This window comes from Streptomyces rapamycinicus NRRL 5491, assembly GCF_024298965.1.
Lineage (GTDB): Bacteria > Actinomycetota > Actinomycetes > Streptomycetales > Streptomycetaceae > Streptomyces > Streptomyces rapamycinicus.
In genome coordinates this window covers 4,511,693-4,530,819 of sequence record NZ_CP085193.1, presented here as the reverse complement: position 1 = coordinate 4,530,819, position 19,127 = coordinate 4,511,693, and the positions used below count along the sequence as shown (strand labels likewise).

17 protein-coding genes are annotated in these 19,127 nt (G+C 72.9%); 11 read left to right on the top strand and 6 right to left on the bottom strand.

Going from position 1 to position 19,127, the window contains the following annotated elements:
- Positions 1 to 69: 69 nt before the first annotated feature.
- Positions 70 to 1,077 (bottom strand): ABC transporter permease, encoded by a 1,008-nt coding sequence (locus tag LIV37_RS18525; protein ID WP_121824778.1) that lies wholly within the window; start codon positions 1,075 to 1,077, stop codon positions 70 to 72.
- Positions 1,078 to 1,600: 523 nt separating this feature from the next.
- On the opposite strand from LIV37_RS18525, the gene LIV37_RS18520 reads away from it, so the two are divergent.
- Positions 1,601 to 2,854, top strand: coding sequence for a hypothetical protein (locus LIV37_RS18520; RefSeq protein WP_121824779.1), 1,254 nt, complete (start codon positions 1,601 to 1,603; stop codon positions 2,852 to 2,854).
- Between the two features lie 115 nt (positions 2,855 to 2,969).
- On the opposite strand, the gene LIV37_RS18515 is transcribed toward LIV37_RS18520, so the two are convergent.
- Complete coding sequence (locus LIV37_RS18515; protein ID WP_020868641.1) at positions 2,970 to 5,132, bottom strand: S9 family peptidase; 2,163 nt, start codon at positions 5,130 to 5,132, stop codon at positions 2,970 to 2,972.
- Positions 5,133 to 5,452: 320 nt separating this feature from the next.
- Between LIV37_RS18515 and LIV37_RS18510 the strand changes: the two genes are divergently transcribed.
- The 8 genes from LIV37_RS18510 to LIV37_RS18475 all read left to right on the top strand — a co-directional run bounded on the left by LIV37_RS18510 (position 5,453) and on the right by LIV37_RS18475 (position 13,305).
- Complete coding sequence (locus tag LIV37_RS18510) at positions 5,453 to 5,647, top strand: hypothetical protein (protein WP_020868640.1); 195 nt, start codon at positions 5,453 to 5,455, stop codon at positions 5,645 to 5,647.
- Between the two features lie 63 nt (positions 5,648 to 5,710).
- A complete protein-coding gene (gene mshB / locus LIV37_RS18505; RefSeq protein ID WP_020868639.1) occupies positions 5,711 to 6,595 on the top strand; it encodes an N-acetyl-1-D-myo-inositol-2-amino-2-deoxy-alpha-D-glucopyranoside deacetylase in 885 nt (294 codons plus the stop codon).
- On the top strand, positions 6,592 to 6,960 hold the full coding sequence (locus tag LIV37_RS18500) for a DUF6113 family protein (RefSeq protein WP_020868638.1): 369 nt from the start codon (positions 6,592 to 6,594) through the stop codon (positions 6,958 to 6,960). Before mshB ends, LIV37_RS18500 begins: the two co-directional genes overlap by 4 nt.
- Before the next feature lie 196 nt (positions 6,961 to 7,156).
- The gene (locus tag LIV37_RS18495; RefSeq protein WP_185057976.1) at positions 7,157 to 9,352 is read left to right on the top strand and encodes a peptidoglycan binding domain-containing protein; all 2,196 of its coding nucleotides are present in this window, start codon (positions 7,157 to 7,159) and stop codon (positions 9,350 to 9,352) included.
- 189 nt (positions 9,353 to 9,541) lie between these two features.
- On the top strand, positions 9,542 to 10,531 hold the full coding sequence (locus LIV37_RS18490; RefSeq protein WP_185057975.1) for an ABC transporter ATP-binding protein: 990 nt from the start codon (positions 9,542 to 9,544) through the stop codon (positions 10,529 to 10,531).
- Positions 10,528 to 11,271: an ABC transporter permease gene (locus LIV37_RS18485; RefSeq protein WP_020868636.1), complete on the top strand. Its 744-nt coding sequence runs from the start codon at positions 10,528 to 10,530 to the stop codon at positions 11,269 to 11,271. Before LIV37_RS18490 ends, LIV37_RS18485 begins: the two co-directional genes overlap by 4 nt.
- A gap of 99 nt (positions 11,272 to 11,370) precedes the next feature.
- Positions 11,371 to 12,642 carry a sensor histidine kinase gene (locus LIV37_RS18480; protein WP_020868635.1) on the top strand — a complete coding sequence of 424 codons (1,272 nt, stop codon included), beginning with the start codon at positions 11,371 to 11,373 and terminating at the stop codon, positions 12,640 to 12,642.
- A 90-nt stretch (positions 12,643 to 12,732) separates the two neighbouring features.
- Positions 12,733 to 13,305: a response regulator transcription factor gene (locus LIV37_RS18475; protein WP_373920776.1), complete on the top strand. Its 573-nt coding sequence runs from the start codon at positions 12,733 to 12,735 to the stop codon at positions 13,303 to 13,305.
- A gap of 46 nt (positions 13,306 to 13,351) precedes the next feature.
- Here the strand turns inward: LIV37_RS18475 and LIV37_RS18470 are convergent, their stop codons facing one another.
- Positions 13,352 to 14,188 carry a transglutaminase-like domain-containing protein gene (locus LIV37_RS18470; protein ID WP_020868633.1) on the bottom strand — a complete coding sequence of 279 codons (837 nt, stop codon included), beginning with the start codon at positions 14,186 to 14,188 and terminating at the stop codon, positions 13,352 to 13,354.
- Positions 14,189 to 14,206: 18 nt separating this feature from the next.
- On the bottom strand, positions 14,207 to 15,223 hold the full coding sequence (locus LIV37_RS18465; protein WP_020868632.1) for a GNAT family N-acetyltransferase: 1,017 nt from the start codon (positions 15,221 to 15,223) through the stop codon (positions 14,207 to 14,209).
- A gap of 114 nt (positions 15,224 to 15,337) precedes the next feature.
- Here LIV37_RS18465 and fdxA point away from each other — a divergent pair, with 114 nt between their 5' ends.
- Together fdxA and dapC are read left to right on the top strand one after the other, a co-directional pair.
- Positions 15,338 to 15,664 (top strand): ferredoxin, encoded by a 327-nt coding sequence (gene fdxA / locus LIV37_RS18460; RefSeq protein WP_014054705.1) that lies wholly within the window; start codon positions 15,338 to 15,340, stop codon positions 15,662 to 15,664.
- A 153-nt stretch (positions 15,665 to 15,817) separates the two neighbouring features.
- Entirely contained in the window at positions 15,818 to 16,939 is a 1,122-nt protein-coding gene (gene dapC / locus LIV37_RS18455; protein WP_020868631.1) for a succinyldiaminopimelate transaminase, read from the top strand.
- 412 nt (positions 16,940 to 17,351) lie between these two features.
- On the opposite strand, the gene LIV37_RS52590 is transcribed toward dapC, so the two are convergent.
- Positions 17,352 to 17,978, bottom strand: a complete 627-nt coding sequence (locus LIV37_RS52590; protein ID WP_020868630.1) for a hypothetical protein — start codon at positions 17,976 to 17,978, stop codon at positions 17,352 to 17,354.
- A 214-nt stretch (positions 17,979 to 18,192) separates the two neighbouring features.
- Positions 18,193 to 19,113, bottom strand: a complete 921-nt coding sequence (locus LIV37_RS18445) for a VldE C-terminal domain-containing protein (protein ID WP_121824782.1) — start codon at positions 19,111 to 19,113, stop codon at positions 18,193 to 18,195.
- Positions 19,114 to 19,127 lie beyond the last annotated feature (14 nt).

Below are 19,127 nucleotides of genomic sequence, written 5' to 3'. Positions count from 1 at the left end.
GCCACTGCACCTGCCTCATCGGACGGAAGACTTGCCGTTCACTGCCTTGGGCCCGCCGGCCCCCCCCGGTCACCGCGTGGTCTTCGGGTCCATCGCGTCCCGGACCGAGTCCCCGAGCAGGTTGAAGGCGACCACGAAGACCACCATGGCGATGCCGGGGAAGAACATGTAGGTGATGTCGCCCTCGTAGAAGTTCGCGCCCTTGGCGAACATCCGGCCCCAGTCGGGGGTCGGCTCCACCACGCCGACGCCGAGGAAGGACAGCGCCGCCTCCGTCGTCACGAAGTTCGGCAGCATCAGCGTGGACTGCACCAGGATGGGCGTGACGAGGTTGGGCAGCAGCTCCTTGCGGACGATCCGCCACGGCGAGGCACCGGTCACCCTGGCCGCCTCGACGAACTCACGCTCCCTCAGGGAGAGCACCTGGCCGCGAAGCAGCCGGGCCAGCTGCATCCAGCCCAGCAGCCACAACACCATCACCAGGGCCGTCACCCGGAAATAGGTGGGCGTCTCCTTCTGCGGGCTGACGAACAGCGCGGTGACCACCGGCATGAAGGCGACGAAGAACAGCTGCTGCGGAAAGGACAGCAGCAGGTCGATGAGGCGGCCGAGGAAGTAGTCGGTGCGGCCGCCCGTATAGCCCGCCACCACGCCGATCACGATGCCGGTGAGCGTGGACAGCACGGTCGCGGCCAGCCCGATCAGCAGCGAGGTGCGGATGCCGTAGACGAGCTGGGTCAGCACATCGCGGCCCAGCTTGGGCTCGACGCCGAACCAGAACTCGCCGTCGATACCGCCGTTGGGCTTCATCGGATAGCCGGTGAGGGGGTCCAGCAGCTCGGGCCGGTCAAGGCCGTAGGTGGTGTACGGATCCTTGCCGTAGAGCCAGGCGATCACCGGCGCCAGCACGGCGACGGCGAAGAAGAAGACCACCACGCACGCGGAGATCACACCGGTGCGGTCGCGTCTGAACCGCCGCCACATCAGCTGGCGGGGCGCCAGACCGGCCGGCGCCTCGCCCTCCGTGCCGCCCGGTGCGGTCTTCTCGACCACGCCGGTCTGGGATGGACTCGTCATCGCGTAGCGTCCCCCCGCACTGGTGTCACACCGTCAACTCGCGTTGTCTATGCGCGTCATGTCGCCGCCCGCTCGCCAGGGTGGTGCATGCGTGTCGGGTTGAGCGGACTTTCGCAATCGGGGAACGGCACAGTCAAGGGTCCGGGGAGGGTGGATGTGCCGCTCATTCGAACCTTGAGCGAAGATTTGGCAGATCGAGGTCCAGGCGTGCTTGACAGAGATCCCCCATGGGGGACAAAGCGTGGACTATGGGCAGGAAACGCGTTAACACACAGGCAACTCATCTGTCGCAACACCGATATACGGACGCGTCAGGCTGAACTGCGTACGGCCGTGCGGGTGCCGTGGACCGGCCGGGGCGCGAAATACCGCCCCGGCCGGTCGCACCACTTCGGGGGGTTCGGCCGACCGCGTCTCCCGGTGGTCTCCGGACGGTCACGATCCGCATTTTTCTTCCACGATCGGTATTTTTCTTCGGCTCGCGACGGTTGCCCGGGGTGCGAGGCGGGGGAGACCTACGGCTATGGGGCAGGGACGGATACTCAACAGCGGAGCGCGCGTCTTCGGGGCGCTCGTCTGCGCGGTTCTCGGGCTGATCTCGCTGGGATGGATCATCCACGACCTGGACAAGGCCGATGAGGCGAACCATCTGTGGTGGACCTGGGCCGGGCTACCGTTCCGGGCCACCGGCGGGATCTTCGGCTCCTCCCTGCTCGACCTCGCGCTGCTGCTGGTCTACGCGGTCGTCGGGATCACCGCCCTGCGCTCACCGGCCGCCGCGGGCGCGCTCGGCACGGTCGCGGTGGTGACCGTCGCGGTGCGCCTGCCCAGCCTGTGGAACCTGAACTCCGACTGGCTCCAGGGCATCCCCGGCGACCTGAAGACCCGGGCGAATGCCAGCGCCTGGGCACAGGTGGTGCTCGCGGGGCTGCTGCTGGCCGTCGTGGCCGCCGCACGCCGCCCCGCCGACCTCGCCGCCCCGCCCGGACAGCCGGTCTCGCCCGCCGACCGGCCGCCGGGCCGCCCCGCGCCCGGTGCGGCGGTCGTCGGCGCGCTGTTCCTGGGCGCCATCGGGGTCGTCATCGCCGCCTGGCAGATCTACTGGGCCCAGGAGCGCGGCTGGGAGATCTACAAGTACCTGCTCACCGGCAAGCACACGCTGCCCACCCTGCTCTCGGCGCCCGGTGCCTGGATCGCGTGGGCGGCGGTGGCGCTGTGTCTGGCCGGAGCGGCCGCCGCGCTCGCGCGCGCCCCGCTGGCGCGCCCGCTGGGGATGGTGGCGGCGGCGCTGGTCACGGCCACGGGGATCAGCGAGGCATCGCTCTACATCAAGCTCGACTATGTGGACCACTTCAGCGATCTGCCGACGGTGGGCGTGCTCAGCGTGCTCACCGGCTTCTTCGAGGCGATCGCGGGGCTGATCGCCCTGATCGTGCTGGCGCGGCGGGGCGTGGACGAGAGCGCCGCGGGCCTCGGGGGCACCCCGGCGTACGGCGGCGGCTATGGCGGCTACGACGGGGGTTACGACGGCCAGGGGCCCGGGGGTTACGGCGCCCAGGGGCCCGGGGGCTACGGGGACGGCTCCGGGGCCGGGGGCTACGGCGGCGGTTACGGCAGTGGCTATGGCGGTGGGGGCTACGGCGGCGGTGGCTACGGTGGCGGCGGTTACGCCCCGCCGCCGCCCGCCACTCCGCCGCTGGTGCCCCCGCCGCCCGGCACCCCGCCCGCCGCGCCCCCGCCGCCGTCCGCGCCCCCGGCACCGCCACCGGGCTGGTGACGGCGGCCGGGCCCCGAAGGGGCGCGGGGAACTGCGCGACAAGCCACGACGGCGCCGCGGCCGATCGACCGCGGATCAGGGCACTCACACAGGTCAGGGCACCCCCAGCGGAGCGCTACCGCAGAGCGAGCGACCGCTTGAGGAAGTCCACCTGGAGCAGGAGCAGATTCTCCGCGACCTGCTCCTGCGGGGTCATATGGGTCACCCCGGACAGCGGCAGCACCTCATGCGGACGGCCCGCGGCCAGCAGCGCCGAGGAGAGCCGCAGGGTGTGCGCGGCCACCACGTTGTCGTCCGCCAGCCCGTGGATGATCATCATCGGCCGTGCGGTGTCGGCCGCGCCGGACAGCCCCTCGTCGGTCATCAGCGCGTTGGCCGCGTAGACCTCGGGCTGTTCGTCCGGCAGGCCCAGATACCGCTCGGTGTAGTGGGTGTCGTACAGCCGCCAGTCCGTCACCGGGGCGCCCACCACGCCCGCGTGGAAGACATCGGGGCGGCGCAGCACCGCCAGCGCGGCCAGATAGCCGCCGTAGGACCAGCCGCGGATGGCCACCCGGCCGAGGTCCAGCGGATAGCGCCCGGCGAGCGCCGTCACCGCCTCGACCTGGTCCTCCAGCGTGACCGCGGCCAGGTCGTCGCGCACCGCCTTCTCCCAGGCGGGGGAGCGGCCGGGGGTGCCGCGGCCGTCGGCGACGACCACCGCGAAGCCCTGGTCGGCGAACCACTGCGAGGTGAGATGGGCGTTGTGCGAGGCGACCACGCGCTGGCCGTGCGGGCCGCCGTAGGGGTCCATCAGGACCGGCAGCGGCCCGTCGCCCTCCTGATAGCCGCTGGGCAGCAGCACGGCGCACGGGATGTCCCGCTTGCCCGCGAAGACGAGTTCGGGGCGGGCGGTGATGACGGGCCGCTCCGGGTACGCGTCGAGTTCGGCGATGCGCTCGGCCGCGCCGTGGTCGGCGGGCCGGAGGAGCTCCACGCTCACCCCGGGCCGCTCAAGACCCGTGTACGACAGCGCGATCACCTCACCGCCGCGCACGGCGGAGTGGACCGCCGGGAAGGGCCGCTTGCCGACCGGCTCCCAGCCGCCCTGGTCGCCGCTGCCCCGGAACCAGGCGCGGTGGACGGCGATCTCGCCGGGCTGCTCGGGGAGTGGGGCACCGGCCCCGGAGGAGGCGGAGAACAGCACGTCGTCCGTGCCGATGTCGAGGACCGCGCGCACCTGGAGGGCGCTGGAGGTCAGCTTGCGGTCGCCGACCATGAGGACCCGGGCGCCCCCTTCGTCCGCGATCCGGACGAGTCGTCCATCTTCGGTCCAGGCCGGCACCCCGGGGAAAAGATCCAGCCAAACCGCGTCCTCGTCCACGTGGACCGTGCTGGTCCGGCCGGTGTCGGTGTCCACGGCCAGGTAGAGCTGGCTGCGCTGGTCCCTGGCCTGGACCAGAAGCAGCGGTGGACCGTAGGCCGACCAATGCACCCGTGCGAGGTACGGATAGCGCTCCCGGTCCCACTCGATCTCCGTACGGGAGCCGTCCAGACCGAGCAGAACCAGCCGCACCTCCGCGTTGGCGGTGCCCGCGGCGGGATAGGCCACCTCCGCGGGTTCCCGGCCGGGGTGGGCGGGGTCGGCGATCCACCAGCGCCGTACGGGGGACTCGTCGGCCCGGGCGGCCAGCAGGGCGTCGCTCCGCGGCGACCACCAGAAGCCGCGTGAGCGGTCCATCTCCTCGGCCGCGATGAACTCCGCGAGGCCATAGGTGACGGAGTCCCCCTCCGGCTCGGCGAGCGCCCGGTCCCCCGCGCCGTCCGCGCCGGTGACCCGGAGCGCCCCGCCCGCCGCGTAGGCGATGTGGCGGCCGTCGGGCGAGGGGCGCGGATCCACGACCGGGCCGGGGACGCGCAGCTCGCGGGTGGTGCCCGTGGGCAGCTCCGTGGTGAACAGCCGCCCGGAGAGGGCGAAGGCGGCCCGCTCGACCGCGGCGTCCACCGCGTAGCCGACCACCCCGGCCGACCCCTCGCGGCTGCGCTCGCGCCGCGCCCGCTCCTCGGGGGACAGCTCCTCGCCGGCGCCGCCGAGCAGCTCGGCCGGGTCGGCGGCGGGGTACTCGCGCCGCCCGGCGAGGTCGTACACCCACAACAGGCCGGTCCGGTCGGTGCCCGAGCGGGAGCGGAGGAAGGCGACGCGTGAGTCGTCGGGGGCCACGGCGAGGGCCCGCGGTGTCCCGAGGGTGAAACGTTGGGTGCGCGCGTGCTGCCGTGGGAACGAGAGCTGTCCGGTCATAGGGGGAGCGTACGGCCGTCGGATCAGCGCGGGGGAGGGTACGGATCGGTAGGCCGGGCGGGCGTTGCCCCCGGCACGGTCCGGCCGGGAAGGCGCGGGTGTCAAGCGGCCCCCGGCGATGGCGAGATGGCGCATAACCAACGAGAAGTCGCCTCCGGGGCCGGGAAGTTCGTGCGATCAGGCATGCGCCCCTGTCATGCTCCCGTGCACCGAGTCATGTGCACACCGCCATAGTTATGATCGATTGCGCATAGTGGGTAGCCCCCCTGTGGCATCTATATGTTGTCCGTCCGAGTGCGTGTAACTGGAGGTGAGCCGCTGTGGCGCTCTCGATCTCGGTGTCAGTGCTGCTGCTGATCATCGTCTTCATGCTCGTGAACAAGGCAGGACTGAAGGCGGTTCATGCGATCGTCTGTGTCCTCCTCGGCTTCTACCTGGCCAGTTCCTCGGTCGCTCCGACGATCGACGACCTCACCACCAACGTGGCGGACATGATCGGCGGCGTGAAGATCTGAGTCCCGAGCGGGGCCGGGGCGTGCGGCCCATGGGCACGTGTGTGCGAATCGTAGGCTGTGCCCATGACCGTTCTTCCCGCCCGTCGTCTGCTGCTGGTGCACGCACATCCGGACGACGAGTCGATCAATAACGGCGCGACCATGGCGAAGTATGCCGCCGAGGGCGCACACGTCACCCTGGTGACCTGCACCCTCGGTGAGGAGGGCGAGGTCATTCCGCCCGCCCTCGCGCATCTCGCCGCCGACCGCGACGACGCGCTCGGCCCGCACCGGATCGGCGAACTCGCCGCGGCCATGGACGCCTTGGGGGTCGAGGACCACCGCTTCCTGGGCGGGCCCGGCCGCTATCGCGACTCCGGGATGATGGGCGCCCCGCAGAACGACCGGCCGGACTGCTTCTGGCGGGCCGACCTGGACGAGGCCGCCGGGCAGCTGGTGGCCGTGGTCCGCGAGATCCGGCCACAGGTCCTGGTGGCGTACGACACCAATGGGGGCTACGGCCACCCCGATCACATCCAGGCGCATCGCGTGGCGATGCGCGCCGTGGAGCTGGCCGCCGATCCCGGCTTCCGTCCCGACCTCGGCGAGCCGCACGACATCGCGAAGGTCTACTGGAACTGCGTGCCGCGCTCGGCCGTCGAGGAGGGCTTCGCCCGGCTGCGGGCCGAGGGCCGCGACTCCCTCTTCCCCGGCGTCGCCACGGTGGCCGACGTCCCCGGGGTCGTGGCCGACGCGGACGTCACCGCGTTCATCGACGGCGTCCGCCACGCCGGGGCGAAGGCCGCGGCGATGCGCGCCCACGCCAGCCAGATCGCGGTGGACGGACCCTTCTTCGCGCTCTCCAACGAACTGGTCCAGCCGATGTTCCTCCATGAGCACTACCGGCTCGTCAAGGGCGAGGCCGGGGCGGACCGCGAGGACGACCTGTTCGCGGGGGTGACGGCATGACGGCCCCGCGCCTGGGCGGATACGCCCTGCTCGCCGTGGCCGGGGTGCTGGTGGGCGCCGCGGGCGCGCTGGTCCAAGCGGCGTGGTTCCCGGGCGGGTTGCTGCTCGCGCTGCTCGCGGTCGGGGGCCTGTGCTACGGCGGGGTCAAGGCCATGGGCGCCCGGATGGGCGGCGGAGTGCCCGCGGGCGCCTGGACGGTGGCCGTGTTGCTGCTCACTTCCTCCCGTCCGGAAGGGGATTTCCTTTTCGGCGCCGGGCTGGGGTCGTACGCTTTCCTCCTCGGCGGGATGTTCATCGGTGTGATGTGTGCCACGCTGCCTTTGGTGCCGCAACCTCCTGGCCCGCCGGTCCGACTTGGTAAGTGACGTGACGTTTTTGGCACGACGTCCCCGGCACTCGGAGGCCCTTCGGACACACGGCGAAGGGTGCGCCTCGGGCGTACCGGATGCGGTGATCCGGCGGCCGTCAAGTGCGCGTCCGCACCGCCCAGTATGGTGGTGCCGCCGCCGAGCCGCCCGCGCGAGGTCTGACGGGCGGCGGAGCTAACTGGGAGAACCTGCTTTGAGCCGTGAATCTGACAGTTCGTCCTCCGGGCCCCGGGAGGGAAGCGGCGGTGCCGCCTACCCGTCCGGCACCCCGCCGTACGGATCCCGCCAGTACCCCTCGCCGAACCCCACGCAGGAGGCCCCGCAGGGCGCCGCCGAGGATGGGCAGGCGCGTGCCGCGGCCAAGCCGGAGGAGCCGAAGACCGAGACCACGCTGACGACCCGGATCAAGATCAACATTCCGGGGTCGCGGCCCATCCCGCCGGTGGTCATGCGCACGCCCGTCGCGGAGGACGGCGTGCCCGCGCCGCGCTCCGGCGGGGACGAGGACGCCGCCGAGCGCACCAGCGCCCTGCCCCGGGCCGACTTCACGCCGACACCCGAGCGCGGTGTGCCGGCCGAGCCCGGCGGGGCCAACGAGCCCACCGAGGGCCGGGAGCGGAAGAGCGGCAAGGGCGACGGTGAGCGGACCAGCGACTGGTTCGCGCCCCGTAAGCCCAGAAGCGGCTCGTCGGCCACCGGCAGCACCCCGAAGCCGCCGATGCCCCCGGCCCCGGACACCACCCAGGGATTCCCCGCACCCGACACCACTCAGGGATTCCCCTCGCCGGACACCACGCAGGGATTCCCGGCCCCCGACACCACTCAGGGTTTCCCGGTGCCGCAGCAGGGCGGCGGCCCCGTCGCCGATCTGCCGTACTTCACCGACGCCCAGGCCCCGTCCGGCCACCCCGAGCCGACCGGGCCCACCACCGGCCCGGTCACCGGCGACATGTACTTGCCGCCGTCCGGCCCCGGTGCGGGCCCGCACGACAGCGACCTGCTGGCCCCGCCCGGACCGGGCCCCGCGGGCGGCCCGTACGGCGCTGACCCGCAGACGCCCCCGGGCGGAGTGGGCCCGCTGGCCGGGGGAGGCCCGGCCGGTCAGCCGCCGACCCCGCCGGGTGGTTCGCCGCTGTCCGGCAGCCTCGGCGCCACCACCGGCGTGGGCCCGCTGACCGGCCCCGGGGCGGGAACCGCGGACGGCCTCGGAGCCGACCCGTCCCCCTCGCTGTTCCGGGATCCCGAGCCCACGCCGACCGGCGGCGTGCCGCCGGAGCAGATCTCCAGCGACACGTTGGTCAGCGGGGTGCCCGTGGTGCCCTCGGCCGAGGGCCGGGCCAAGCCGCCGGCCCCGCCCGTTCCGGGCGGTCCGGGGGCCCCGGCGCCCGGCGGCGACAGCGCCCCGGCGCCGTCCGCCCCGAAGGCCGGCAAGTCCAAGAAGAAGAAGGGCCGGTCCAAGGTCGTCATGGCCGGGGGCCTGCTGTTCGTGATCGCGGGCGGGGCCTACGCGGCCGGTCTGGTGATGAACCACGCCGATGTGCCGAACGGCACCACCGTCCTCGGCGTCGACATCGGCGGCACCTCCAAGGAGGTCGCCGGTGACAAGCTGGACTCCAAGCTGGGCAAGCGCACCACCGCCCCGCTGACGGTGTCGGTCGACGGCCAGGAGAAGGAGATCAAGCCGTCCGTCGCGGGCCTGGCACTCGACACCGAGGCCACGGTCCGGAACGTCGCGGGCCGGGACTACAACCCGGTCACCGTGATCGGCTCGCTCTTCGGCGGCACCCATGAGGCCGAACCGGCGGTCACCGTCGACGAGGAGAAGCTGCGGGACGCCCTGGAGCGGCTCGCGGGCGACTCCGGCACGGCCCGCGAGGGCGGCATCAGCTTCACCTCCGGCAAGGCCGTCCCGGTGTACGGCAAGGAGGGCAAGGGGCTGGACGTGGACAAGGCGGTCAAGGCCGTCTCGGACGGGTTCCAGCTGCGCGCCGAGACCGGCCAGAACAAGGCCATCACCCTGCCGGTCACCGTCAAGCGCCCCACGGTCAGCAAGGCCGAGGTGGACCGGAAGCTGAAGAGCTTCGCCGAGCCCGCGATGTCGGGGCTGGCCACGGTCCAGACGGACGCCCAGCACTCGATCCAGTTCGGCCCGGACAAGTCGCTGCCGAAGATCCTCTCCATGCGGGTGGTCGACGGCAAGCTGGTGGAGCACTACGACCTGGCCGTCCTCAAGCAGCTCTACGGCGGGACCTTCGACGGTGTCCTGCTCGAGCGGGGCGACGGCTCCAAGAAGCCCGTCACCCCGGAGGACGTGGAGTCGGCGCTGCGCCTGGCGCTGCGCGGCAAGACGCCCAGCGAGCGCATCAGCGTCGTCGGCAAGGACAACTGACCGGCCCCTCACCCGCGGTCGGACGACGCGGCCCCCGCCCGGCACCGGGCGGGGGCCGCGGTGCGCCCGGCCTTTTGAGCCCCGTCCTTCGCCGGGCCGCTTCACAGCCCGACCCATGACATCTGTCATCTCCAGGTCACGACCGCTGACACTGCCGGTCACGCCCCGCCCTCGGCCAGTCTTATGGCCATGACCGCAACGACCGCTGTTTCCGCCCCCGGCGCCGGGGCCGCCACCACGGGCGCCCCGCCCGTGGTCCGCTTCGAGAAGGTGAACAAGGCCTACGGCAGTGTGCGCGCCGTGACCGATCTCGATCTCACCCTGTATCCGGGGGAGACCGTCGCCCTGCTGGGCCCCAACGGCGCCGGCAAGTCCTCCAGCCTCGATCTGCTGCTCGGCCTGCGCCACCCCGACTCCGGCCGGGTGGAGGTCTTCGGCACCACCCCGCGCCAGGCCATCGTCCGCGGCCGGGTCGGCGCGATGCTCCAGAGCGGCGCTCTGATGGAGGAGGTGACGGTCCGCGAGCTGGTGGGGCTGGCCTGCGATCTGCACCCCAAGGGCCATCCGGTGGACGAGGTGCTGGAGCGGGCGGGGATCACCGAGATCGCCTCCCGCAAGGTGAACAAGCTCTCCGGCGGCCAGGAGCAGCGGGTGCGCTTCGCGTTCGCGACCGCCGGGGCCTCCGATCTGATCGTGCTGGACGAGCCCACGACCGGTATGGACGTCTCGTCCCGGCAGACCTTCTGGGGCGCGATGCGGGACCAGGCGAAGCAGGGCCGCACCATCCTGTTCGCCACCCACTACCTCGACGAGGCCGACGCCATCGCCGACCGGGTGATCGTGCTGCACGGCGGCCGGGTGCTGGCCGACGGCTCCTCCGCCGAGATCAAGGCGATGGCCGGGGCCCGCCGGATCTCCTTCGAACTGGACGGGCCGGTCGACGAGCCGGCGCTGCGCGCCCTGCCCGCGCTGACCGGGATCGAGATTTCGGGGCGTACCGTACGGATACGGTCCACCGACGCGGACGCGACCGTCCACGCGGTCTACGGGCTCGGGCTCTATCCGCACGGGCTCGAGGTCACCGGCCTCGGCCTGGAGCAGGCGTTCCTCGCCATCACCGACGCCGCCACCGACCTGGCCGGCGACACCGCGCCCACAGTTGAGGAGTCCGCACGATGAAGGCGCTGGTCAAGCTGGAGATCGCGCGGACCCTGCGCAATCGCAAGTTCATGTTCTTCACGATCATCTATCCGTCCGTGCTCTTCCTGCTGATCGCGGGCAGCACCGACGCCCACGACCACGTGCCCGGCACCCGGCTGTCGATGCCGCTCTACTACATGGTCGCGATGGCCTCCTTCGGAGCGCTGACCGCCGGGCTGATGGGCAACGGCGAGCGGATCGCCAAGGAGCGCGAGGGCGGCTGGACCCGGCAGTTGCGGCTCACCCCGCTGCCCGGGCACGGCTATGTGGCGGCCAAGATCGCCGTGGGCGCGGTGGCCACCCTGCCCTCGATCGTGATCGTCTTCGTGGTGGCCGCCGCCGTCAAGGGCGTACGGCTGGACGCCGTCTGGGAGTGGGCGGCGCTGACCGGCGCCATCTGGGCGGGCTCCCTGGTCTTCGCCGCGCTCGGGGTGGCCATCGGCTATCTGGCGAGCGGCGACGCGGTACGGCCGCTGACGATGATCATCTACTTCGGTCTTTCGATCCTCGGCGGGCTGTGGATGCCCACCACGTCGTATCCGCAGTGGCTGGAGAACATCGGCGACTATCTGCCCACCCACGCCTACACCGCGCTCGGCCAGGCGATCGAGCTGGGCGGCGCCCCGCACACCAAGGACGTGGCGCTGCTCATCGGCTACCTCGTGGTCTTCGCGGGCGGTGCGGCGTGGCTGTACCGCAAGGACACCCGCAAGGCGTGAGGGACGCCGTAAGGAGTGAGCGCACCCGTAAGGCGTGAGCGCACCCGTAAGGCATGACCGAGGGCGTGGCCCGAGGCGGGATCCGAGGAGGGAAGAACCATGGCTGACCGGGCCGAGTGGACCGACGGCGATCCGGAAGTCCGCCCCGGCGGGCGCCGCCGGCTGACCTGGTGGGCCGACGCGATGGCGTACGACGAGGAGAACGACCGGGTGGCCGCCATCGGGCAGCCCCCCGAGAACCGCAAACAGGCGCTGGTCAAGCTGATGTGGATCGGGATCTGGATGGCCTATATGGGCGCGCCGGTGAGCGATCTGGCCGACGGCCACCACACCGCCCCGGCCACCGTGTGCGGCGGTCTCGGCCTGCTGGTCTTCGTCGCCGTCTATCTGATGCTGGTCTTCCGGCACACCGGGCGGGCGCTGAGCCGGGCCGCGGTCCTGGGGGCGCTGGGCATGATCAGCGTCCTCGCCGCCGTGCTCACCCTCACCATGGGCGACGCCTGGCTGGTGCTCTCGGTCTATGTGTCCGTCGCCTTCGGGGCGGTGCTGCCGCTGCGGCTGTCGAGCTGGGCGATCCCGCTGAACACGGCGTTCATGGTGGGTATCGGGGTGCTGGTGCGCGGCTCGCACGGACTGGTGTCCGCCCTGGTCATCCCCTCGCTGCTCGGCGGCTTCGCGATGAGCGCGGTGGGGCAGATGGTCCGCACCACCCGGGCGCTGCGCGCCGCCCGCGCCACCGTGGCCCAGCTCGCCGCCAACGAGGAGCGGCTGCGGCTCGCCCGCGATCTGCACGATCTGCTGGGCCACTCGCTCTCCCTGATCACGCTCAAGAGCGAGCTGGCGGGCCGGATGCTGCCCGACAAGCCCGAGCAGGCGGCGCGGCAGGTGGCCGATATCGAGCGGGTCAGCAGGCAGGCGCTGGTGGACGTCAGGGAAGCGGTCAGCGGCTTTCGCCGCCCCACTCTGGAGGCCGAGGTCGCCGGGGCCCGTACCGCCCTCGCCGCCGGGGGCATCGCCGCCGATCTGAGCCGGGCCGGTATCCACCACCCCGACCTCCCGCCCGACCAGGAGGGGGCGCTGGCCTGGGCGCTGCGCGAGGCGGTCACCAATGTGGTGCGGCACAGCGGGGCGCGGCGCTGTGCGGTGACGCTCGACGAGACGGGCGACGAGCTGCGCCTGACCGTCACCGACGACGGCCGCGGCGCCACCGGCCCGCACGGCAACGGGCTCACCGGGCTGGCCGAGCGGCTCCAGCTGGCCGACGGCCGCCTGGAGACCGGCCCCGGCGAGCGCGGCGGCTTCACCCTCCGGGCCCTGGTCCCGCTCTCCCGCGGCGCCCGCGTGGAGTTGCCCTCGAAGGCCGCGCCGTAGCGAGGGCGGGCGGTCCGGTGGGCCCTGGCCACCACGGGAGCGGCTACGCTGCGGGGCGTGATCCGGGTACTGCTGGCCGAGGACCAGTCCATGGTGCGGGAGGCGCTGGCCGCGCTCCTCGGGCTCGACGACGAGATCGAGGTCGTCGCGCAGGTGGCGCGCGGCGACGAGGTCGTGGACGCCACCCGGACCCATCGCCCCGATGTGGCGCTGCTGGACATCGAGATGCCCGGTATGAGCGGGATCGAGGCCGCCGCCGCGCTGCACCGGGCCGAGCCCGGGATCCGGATCGTGATCCTGACCACCTTCGGCCGCCCCGGCTATCTGCGCCGCGCCATGGAGTCCGGCGCCGACGCCTTCCTGGTCAAGGACGCCCCGGCGGCGCAGCTCGCGGACGCGATACGGCGGGTGCTGCGCGGGGAGCGGGTGATCGACCCCACGCTGGCCGCCGCCGCGCTCGTGGACGGGGCCAGCCCGCTGACCGCGCGGGAGCGCGAGGTGCTGCGCGCCTCGGCGGACGGTTCGACCAACGCGGAGCTGGCCCGCGCCCTGAACCTGTCGGCGGGCACGGTCCGCAACTACCTCTCCACGGCCATCCAGAAGACCGCCGCCCGCAACCGCGCCGACGCCGTCCGCATCGCCCGCGACAAGGGGTGGCTGTAGCGACCGAGCCCTGGACGGGGGCGCGGGGCCGCGCCGGGCGGGGCGCTCAGTTCAGCATCGCGCGGGCGGCGCGGGCCTGCCTGCGTATCGTCTCGGCGGCGTCGGGCTCCACCGCCGCCACGATCTCCGCGTAGTCCTCCAGCTCCCTGGCGCCGGTCAGGAACTCGCCCCGCTCCACGAGGAGTTTCGCCCGCTCGTAGCGCAACTCGGCCGGATGGCTGGGCAGCAGCAGGGACAGCTCCAGTGCCCAGAGCCGGACATCGGTGCGCTCGGGGCGGGCGGACGCCCAGGCGCGGATGTTGTTGAGGATCCGCAGCACGATGTCCAGCGGCCCGGCCGGGGTCAGCATCGACGGCGACAGCGGGGCGCCCGTGGCCCCCGACACCAGCGTCGCCGCGTCCTCGGCGGACAGCGGCCGCCCGCCGTCGAACGGATTGGCCAGCACATGGCCGCCGTAAGGATCCCCGAAGCCGACCACGAAGTGGCCCGGCAGCCCCACCCCGTACACCGGCGCGCCCGCCCGTCGCGCCACCTCCATCCACACCACGGACAGCAGGATCGGCAGCCCGCGGCGGCGCCGCAGCACCTGGTGGAGGAGCGAGGACTGCAGCCGCCGGTAGTCGGCCGGGCCGCCCCGGAAGCCATGGCGCTCACCGAGGAGGCGGGCCAGCGCGGCGGCCCAGTCCTCGGGGCCGCCGGGGGAGAAGGGGAGCTGACCGGCCAGCCGGTCCAGCTCGATCTGCGCTTCGTCGATTCCGGTCTCGTCCAGGCCGGGGTCGGCCTCCATGCCCACCAGCAGGCACAGCAGCGCCAGATCGGGGCGCTCTTCGCGGGCCGCGTCGGCGAACCAGCGGCGGCGGGAGACGTCGTTCATCCGTGGCATAGCCGCCTCGTACCCTGCTCAGCGCGGATCCTCCCCGGACGCGCGCCAGTGATGATAGCCGTGGTGGACGGTGAAGCCCATGCCCTCGTAGAGGGCGTGCGCCCCGCCGTTGTCCGTCTCCACCTGGAGATACGCGGCCGAGGCGCCCTCGTCGAGCGCCTTGCGGGCCAGCGCCGTCATCACGGCCTTGGCCAGCCCCTGGCGCCGCCGCTCCGGGGCGACCTCCACGGCGGTGAACCCGGCCCAGCGGCCGTCCACCACACAGCGCCCGATCGCGGCCGGGGCGCCGCCCCCTTCCGCCGCTATGGTCGCGAACCACACCGACGGGCCGCCGGACAGCACCGTCCGCGCCTCGGGCGAGGGCTCGCCGGACGACCGCTGGTAGCGGGTCAGCCAGGCGTCGTCGAGTCGGCCGGAGAGCGTCACCGCCGAGGTGTCGGCGTCCAGGTCCCCGATGGGGGCGAGCGCCGCGATCTCCATCCGCGAGGAGACCTCCCGTAGCCAGCCGCGGCTCTCCAGCTCCGCCGCGAGCAGTTCCTGGGTGCCCTCGGCGCCCGTGCTGACCTGGATGTACGCGGGCAGCCCCCGGGCCGCGTACCATTCGGTCACCCGGCGCAGCGCCGCGTCGAGACCCATCCCGGGGTCGCCGAGGGGCAGTACCGAATTGGCGCGCCGGGTGAATCCGCCGGAGGCGCGCAGCGTCCATTCGCCCAGTGGTTCGCTGGTCACCGGCGGCCAGGCCCGGGCGGCGACCCGGTCCAGCTCGGGCGCGCTCGCCGCGGGGCCGCGGCGGCGGGCCGGTGCGGCGGGCACCACCTTTCCCGCCACCAGGGACGACTCGGCGATCCGCACCGGCTCACCGGTACGCCGGGTGATGGAGAGCGCGCCCTCGGTCCACGATGTGAGAACCCCGACCACGTCGGTGAAGGTGGCACCGGGCTCACGATCTTCGGTCAGAAGCCTGACCGAGACGCGTTTTCCCACGTCATCCGGGGTGATCCGGACTTCGAGACGTCCGCCAGTGGTGAAATCCACAGCTCTGTCAGCCCCTCATGTGCGCTCGGTGCCCAAGAACGGAGATACTAGGTGTGGGCATCGACGACGCCGCGCTCCCGCGCGATAGCAGCCCTAACGAGGAGGAACGACAGCGTGACCTACGTCATCGCGCAGCCTTGTGTCGACCTGAAGGACAAGGCGTGCATCGAGGAGTGCCCCGTCGACTGTATCTACGAGGGCCAGCGGTCCTTGTACATCCACCCGGACGAATGCGTCGACTGCGGGGCCTGTGAGCCGGTCTGCCCGGTCGAGGCGATCTTCTACGAGGACGACACTCCGGAGGAGTGGAAGGACTACTACAAGGCGAACGTCGAGTTCTTCGACGAGCTCGGTTCGCCCGGTGGCGCGAGCAAGCTCGGCCTGATCGAGCGGGACCACCCCTTCATCGCCGCGCTTCCGCCGCAGGAGCACGACGAGTAAACCCCTGCCCCGGCGCCATCGCCCGGAAGCAGTCGGCGGTCCCGTATGGCCTTGTGGCCTGCGGGACCGGGCTGTTTCCCGGGCCGTGTCGGCGCTCCGCGGCTTTCCCGGGCTCCCCCGGCCCGGGCAGTTCCGAAGAAAGCGAGCCACCCCGTGCCACCCGTCTCCGCCCGTCTCCCGGTCTTCCCCTGGGACCGGCTCGAACCGTACAAGGCGACCGCCGCGGCCCACCCCGACGGCATTGTCGACCTCTCGGTGGGCACCCCCGTCGACCCGGTCCCCGAGCTGATCCGCGCGGCGCTCGCCGACGCCTCGGACAGCCCCGGCTATCCGACCGTCTGGGGCACGGCCGCGCTGCGTGACGCACTCACCGGCTGGGTGGAGCGGCGGCTGGGCGCGGCCGGGGCGACCCACACCCAGGTGCTGCCGGTGGTCGGCTCCAAGGAGCTGGTGGCCTCGCTGCCGGCGCAGCTGGGCCTGGGCCCCGGCGACCGGGTCGCCTTCCCGCGGCTCGCCTACCCGACGTACGAGGTGGGCGCGCGGCTGGCGGGCGCCGAGCCGGTGCCGTACGACGAGCGGACATTCGCGGCCGGCGCCACGGGCACGGAGCTCGACCCGGCCGGGCTGAAGCTGCTCTGGCTCAACTCCCCGTCCAACCCCACCGGCCGGGTGCTGTCCCAGGACGAACTGCGCACCGCGGTCGCCTGGGCCCGCGCCCACGGGGTGCTGGTGGTCAGCGACGAGTGCTATCTGGAGCTGGGCTGGGAAGCGGACCCGGTCTCGGTGCTCCACCCGGAGATCTCCGGCGGCTCCTTCGAGGGGCTGGTGGCGGTCCACTCGCTCTCCAAGCGGTCCAACCTGGCGGGCTACCGGGCGGCCTTCCTCGCCGGTGACGAGGCGGTGCTGGGCGAGCTGCTGAAGATCCGCAAGCACGGCGGGATGATGGTCCCCGCCCCGGTGCAGGCCGCCACGGTCGCGGCGCTCGGCGACGACAAGCATGTGACGGAGCAGCGCGAGCGCTACGAGCGGCGCCGGGCCGCGCTGCGGTCGGCGCTGGCGGGCCACGGCCTCCGCGTCGAGCACAGCGAGGCGTCGCTGTACCTGTGGGCGACGCGGGACGAGCCCTGCTGGGACACCGTGGGCGCCCTCGCCGAACTGGGCATCCTGGTGGCCCCGGGCGAGTTCTACGGCGCGGCGGGGGAGCGGCACGTCCGGGTCGCGTTCACGGCGACCGACGAGCGCGTGGAAGCGGCGGTCCGCCGACTGGCGGGCTGAGGGGCTGAAGCCGACTGGGGGGTGCCCGATGGGCCTTGACGCCTGCGGCGGGCTGTTCCCCTACCCGCCCCTTCCCGAACCGGGGGCTGCGCCCCCGACCCCGCCGGGGCTCCGCCCCGGAGCCCGCTCCTCAAACTCCCCCAGCTACCGCTGGGAGGCGCCCCCTGGAGGGGCTGGAAGGGGGCTCCGCCCCGGGCGCCCTTCGGGCGTGTCCTCAATCGCCGGACGGGCTGGATTTTCCAGCCCGTCCGGCGATTGCGGACCGGGGTCTGGGGCGGAGCCCCAGTTTCGGGAAGGGGCGGGTAGGGGAAAGCTCCGCATCCGCCGGACCTTCTCGTAGCGGCTGATGGACCCGAAGGGGCCCGGGGAGTTCGAGAACTCCCCGGGCCCCTTCGTACGTCCGGGCCGACGATCAGCCGAGCAGCGGCAGGCCCTTGATCGGCAGGCCCTTGACCGGGAGGTCCGGGCCCTGCGGGGCGCTGGGCGCGGGGGCCTGCGGGGCGGCGGCCGGGGCGGCCGGTGCGGGCTGTGCGGGCCGCACCGCCTTGCCCTTGGCGTGGGCGCCGCCCTTGCCCTTCCCGTGCCCGAGGGCCCGGCTCTCGCCCTTACCGGCGGCCTTGGCATGGGCGGCCCTGACCGGGGTGCTCTTGGCGGCCTTGTGGGACTTGGCGGCCTTCACGCCCTTGATGGGCTTCGCGGGCTTCGCGGGCTTCGCGGGCTTCGCGGAATCGGCGGGCTTGGCGGGCTTCGCGGGCTTGGCCGGGGTCACGTTCGCCGGGGCCCTGCCGGGCAGGATCCCCTTGACGGTCCCGCCGGCCTTGCCGCTGACTTCACCCGCCGTGCTCCCGACCTGCTGCGAGGCGACGTCGGCGACCTCACCGACCGAGGCGGCGTCCAGCGAGGACAGCCCCAGGTTGGAGGCCTGCGGCTGGGCCGGCTCCGCCGCACTCGCGGCGCCGGCGGCGCCGACGACGGGAGCCGCGCTCGCCGCGACCAGTAGCGCCGCGCGGGCGATCCGACGGGTGAGAGGGAGGGACATGGTGCTCCTTTGACGAGGGGACAATCGGCGTCTGTGTCCGGCGATTCGGACGCTGTGAATACCGCGTGAACCTCGCGAAGGTTGCGGTGCCCCCAGGTAAAGAGTTGGCAATGCGTCGCATTATTCGTTTCTGCGCGTAATATGTCCGGGCCATTCCGCCGTACGTGCCACGCAATCCACCGTCAGCCCCTCTGAACTGCGGTGATTCCATGCGCTATCGCATGGTGTCGATGTGTACTTCCGCCCCGGAAATCCCCTTGGCCGGACGCCAACCCGCTCCGGAATTCCGCGCGTTCCATTCGCGCTCGCCGTAAGAGACACGTTCGATGCGCAACTCGTCCGAGTGGGCCACCGCCCAGTGCGCGATCTCCCAGCCGCGCTGCCCGGCGCGTCCCGGGGCCGCCGCCTTGGGCACCGGAACCAGCACCGTGTGCGGCGAGGGGGCGGCCTGCTGACCGCCGCCGTGCCCGGCCAGGGCCGGCCGCGCCTCCGTCTCCGGGCCGAACTCCCGCTTCAGCGCGGCCCGTACGCGCACCGGATCGCCCGCCTCGCCGTCGTCCGGCGGCCCCGGACAGCTGAGGGCCGCCCCGGAGCGCCCGGTGAGCGCGCCGGTCAGCACCACCGCTTCGGTCTCGTGCTTCGCGTACGCCTGCGGGAAGCCGCTGCGCTGCACCCGCTGCGCCGCCACCGTCAGCGGCAGCCGCGAATAGCCGGGCATCCGCACCAGGTCGTCGTAGAACTGCCCGGCGGCGTAGACCGGATCGCGGATCTGCCGCACGCTTCCCCAGCCCTGGGAGGGGCGTTGCTGGAACAGTCCCTGTGAATCCCGGTCGCCGTGGCGGATGTTGCGCAGCCCCGACTCCTGGAGGGCGGTGGCCAGCGCGATGGTGACGGCCCGCTCGGGCAGCCCGCGGGAGGCGGCCACGGCCTCGATCGTCGCGGCGTTCACGGTCTGTTCGGGGGAGAGCCGCACCTGGACACCGCCCGCCCGTACGACACAGCGCGGCGGTCCCACACCGCCCGTCACCAGCTGCGCCGCCAGATATCCGGCCAGGCCCAGCAGTACGGCACAGGCGACCGCGGCCCGCAGCAGACGGGCGCGGTGGGAGAAGACGGACAGGGGCACGGGCCACACGGTACTGGAGCCTC

Excerpts from the sequence above, each read along its gene's own strand:
- LIV37_RS18475 (WP_373920776.1), top strand. The coding sequence starts at position 12,733 with ATGGTGCGGGAGGCGCTGGCCGCGCTCCTCGGGCTCGACGACGAGATC.
- mshB (WP_020868639.1), top strand. The coding sequence starts at position 5,711 with ATGACCGTTCTTCCCGCCCGTCGTCTGCTGCTGGTGCACGCACATCCG.
- LIV37_RS52590 (WP_020868630.1), bottom strand. The coding sequence starts at position 17,978 with ATGTCCCTCCCTCTCACCCGTCGGATCGCCCGCGCGGCGCTACTGGTC.
- LIV37_RS18485 (WP_020868636.1), top strand. The coding sequence starts at position 10,528 with ATGAAGGCGCTGGTCAAGCTGGAGATCGCGCGGACCCTGCGCAATCGC.
- LIV37_RS18500 (WP_020868638.1), top strand. The coding sequence starts at position 6,592 with ATGACGGCCCCGCGCCTGGGCGGATACGCCCTGCTCGCCGTGGCCGGG.
- LIV37_RS18470 (WP_020868633.1), bottom strand. The coding sequence starts at position 14,188 with ATGCCACGGATGAACGACGTCTCCCGCCGCCGCTGGTTCGCCGACGCG.
- LIV37_RS18525 (WP_121824778.1), bottom strand. The coding sequence starts at position 1,077 with ATGACGAGTCCATCCCAGACCGGCGTGGTCGAGAAGACCGCACCGGGC.
- LIV37_RS18490 (WP_185057975.1), top strand. The coding sequence starts at position 9,542 with ATGACCGCAACGACCGCTGTTTCCGCCCCCGGCGCCGGGGCCGCCACC.
- LIV37_RS18515 (WP_020868641.1), bottom strand. The coding sequence starts at position 5,132 with ATGACCGGACAGCTCTCGTTCCCACGGCAGCACGCGCGCACCCAACGT.
- LIV37_RS18520 (WP_121824779.1), top strand. The coding sequence starts at position 1,601 with ATGGGGCAGGGACGGATACTCAACAGCGGAGCGCGCGTCTTCGGGGCG.
- LIV37_RS18480 (WP_020868635.1), top strand. The coding sequence starts at position 11,371 with ATGGCTGACCGGGCCGAGTGGACCGACGGCGATCCGGAAGTCCGCCCC.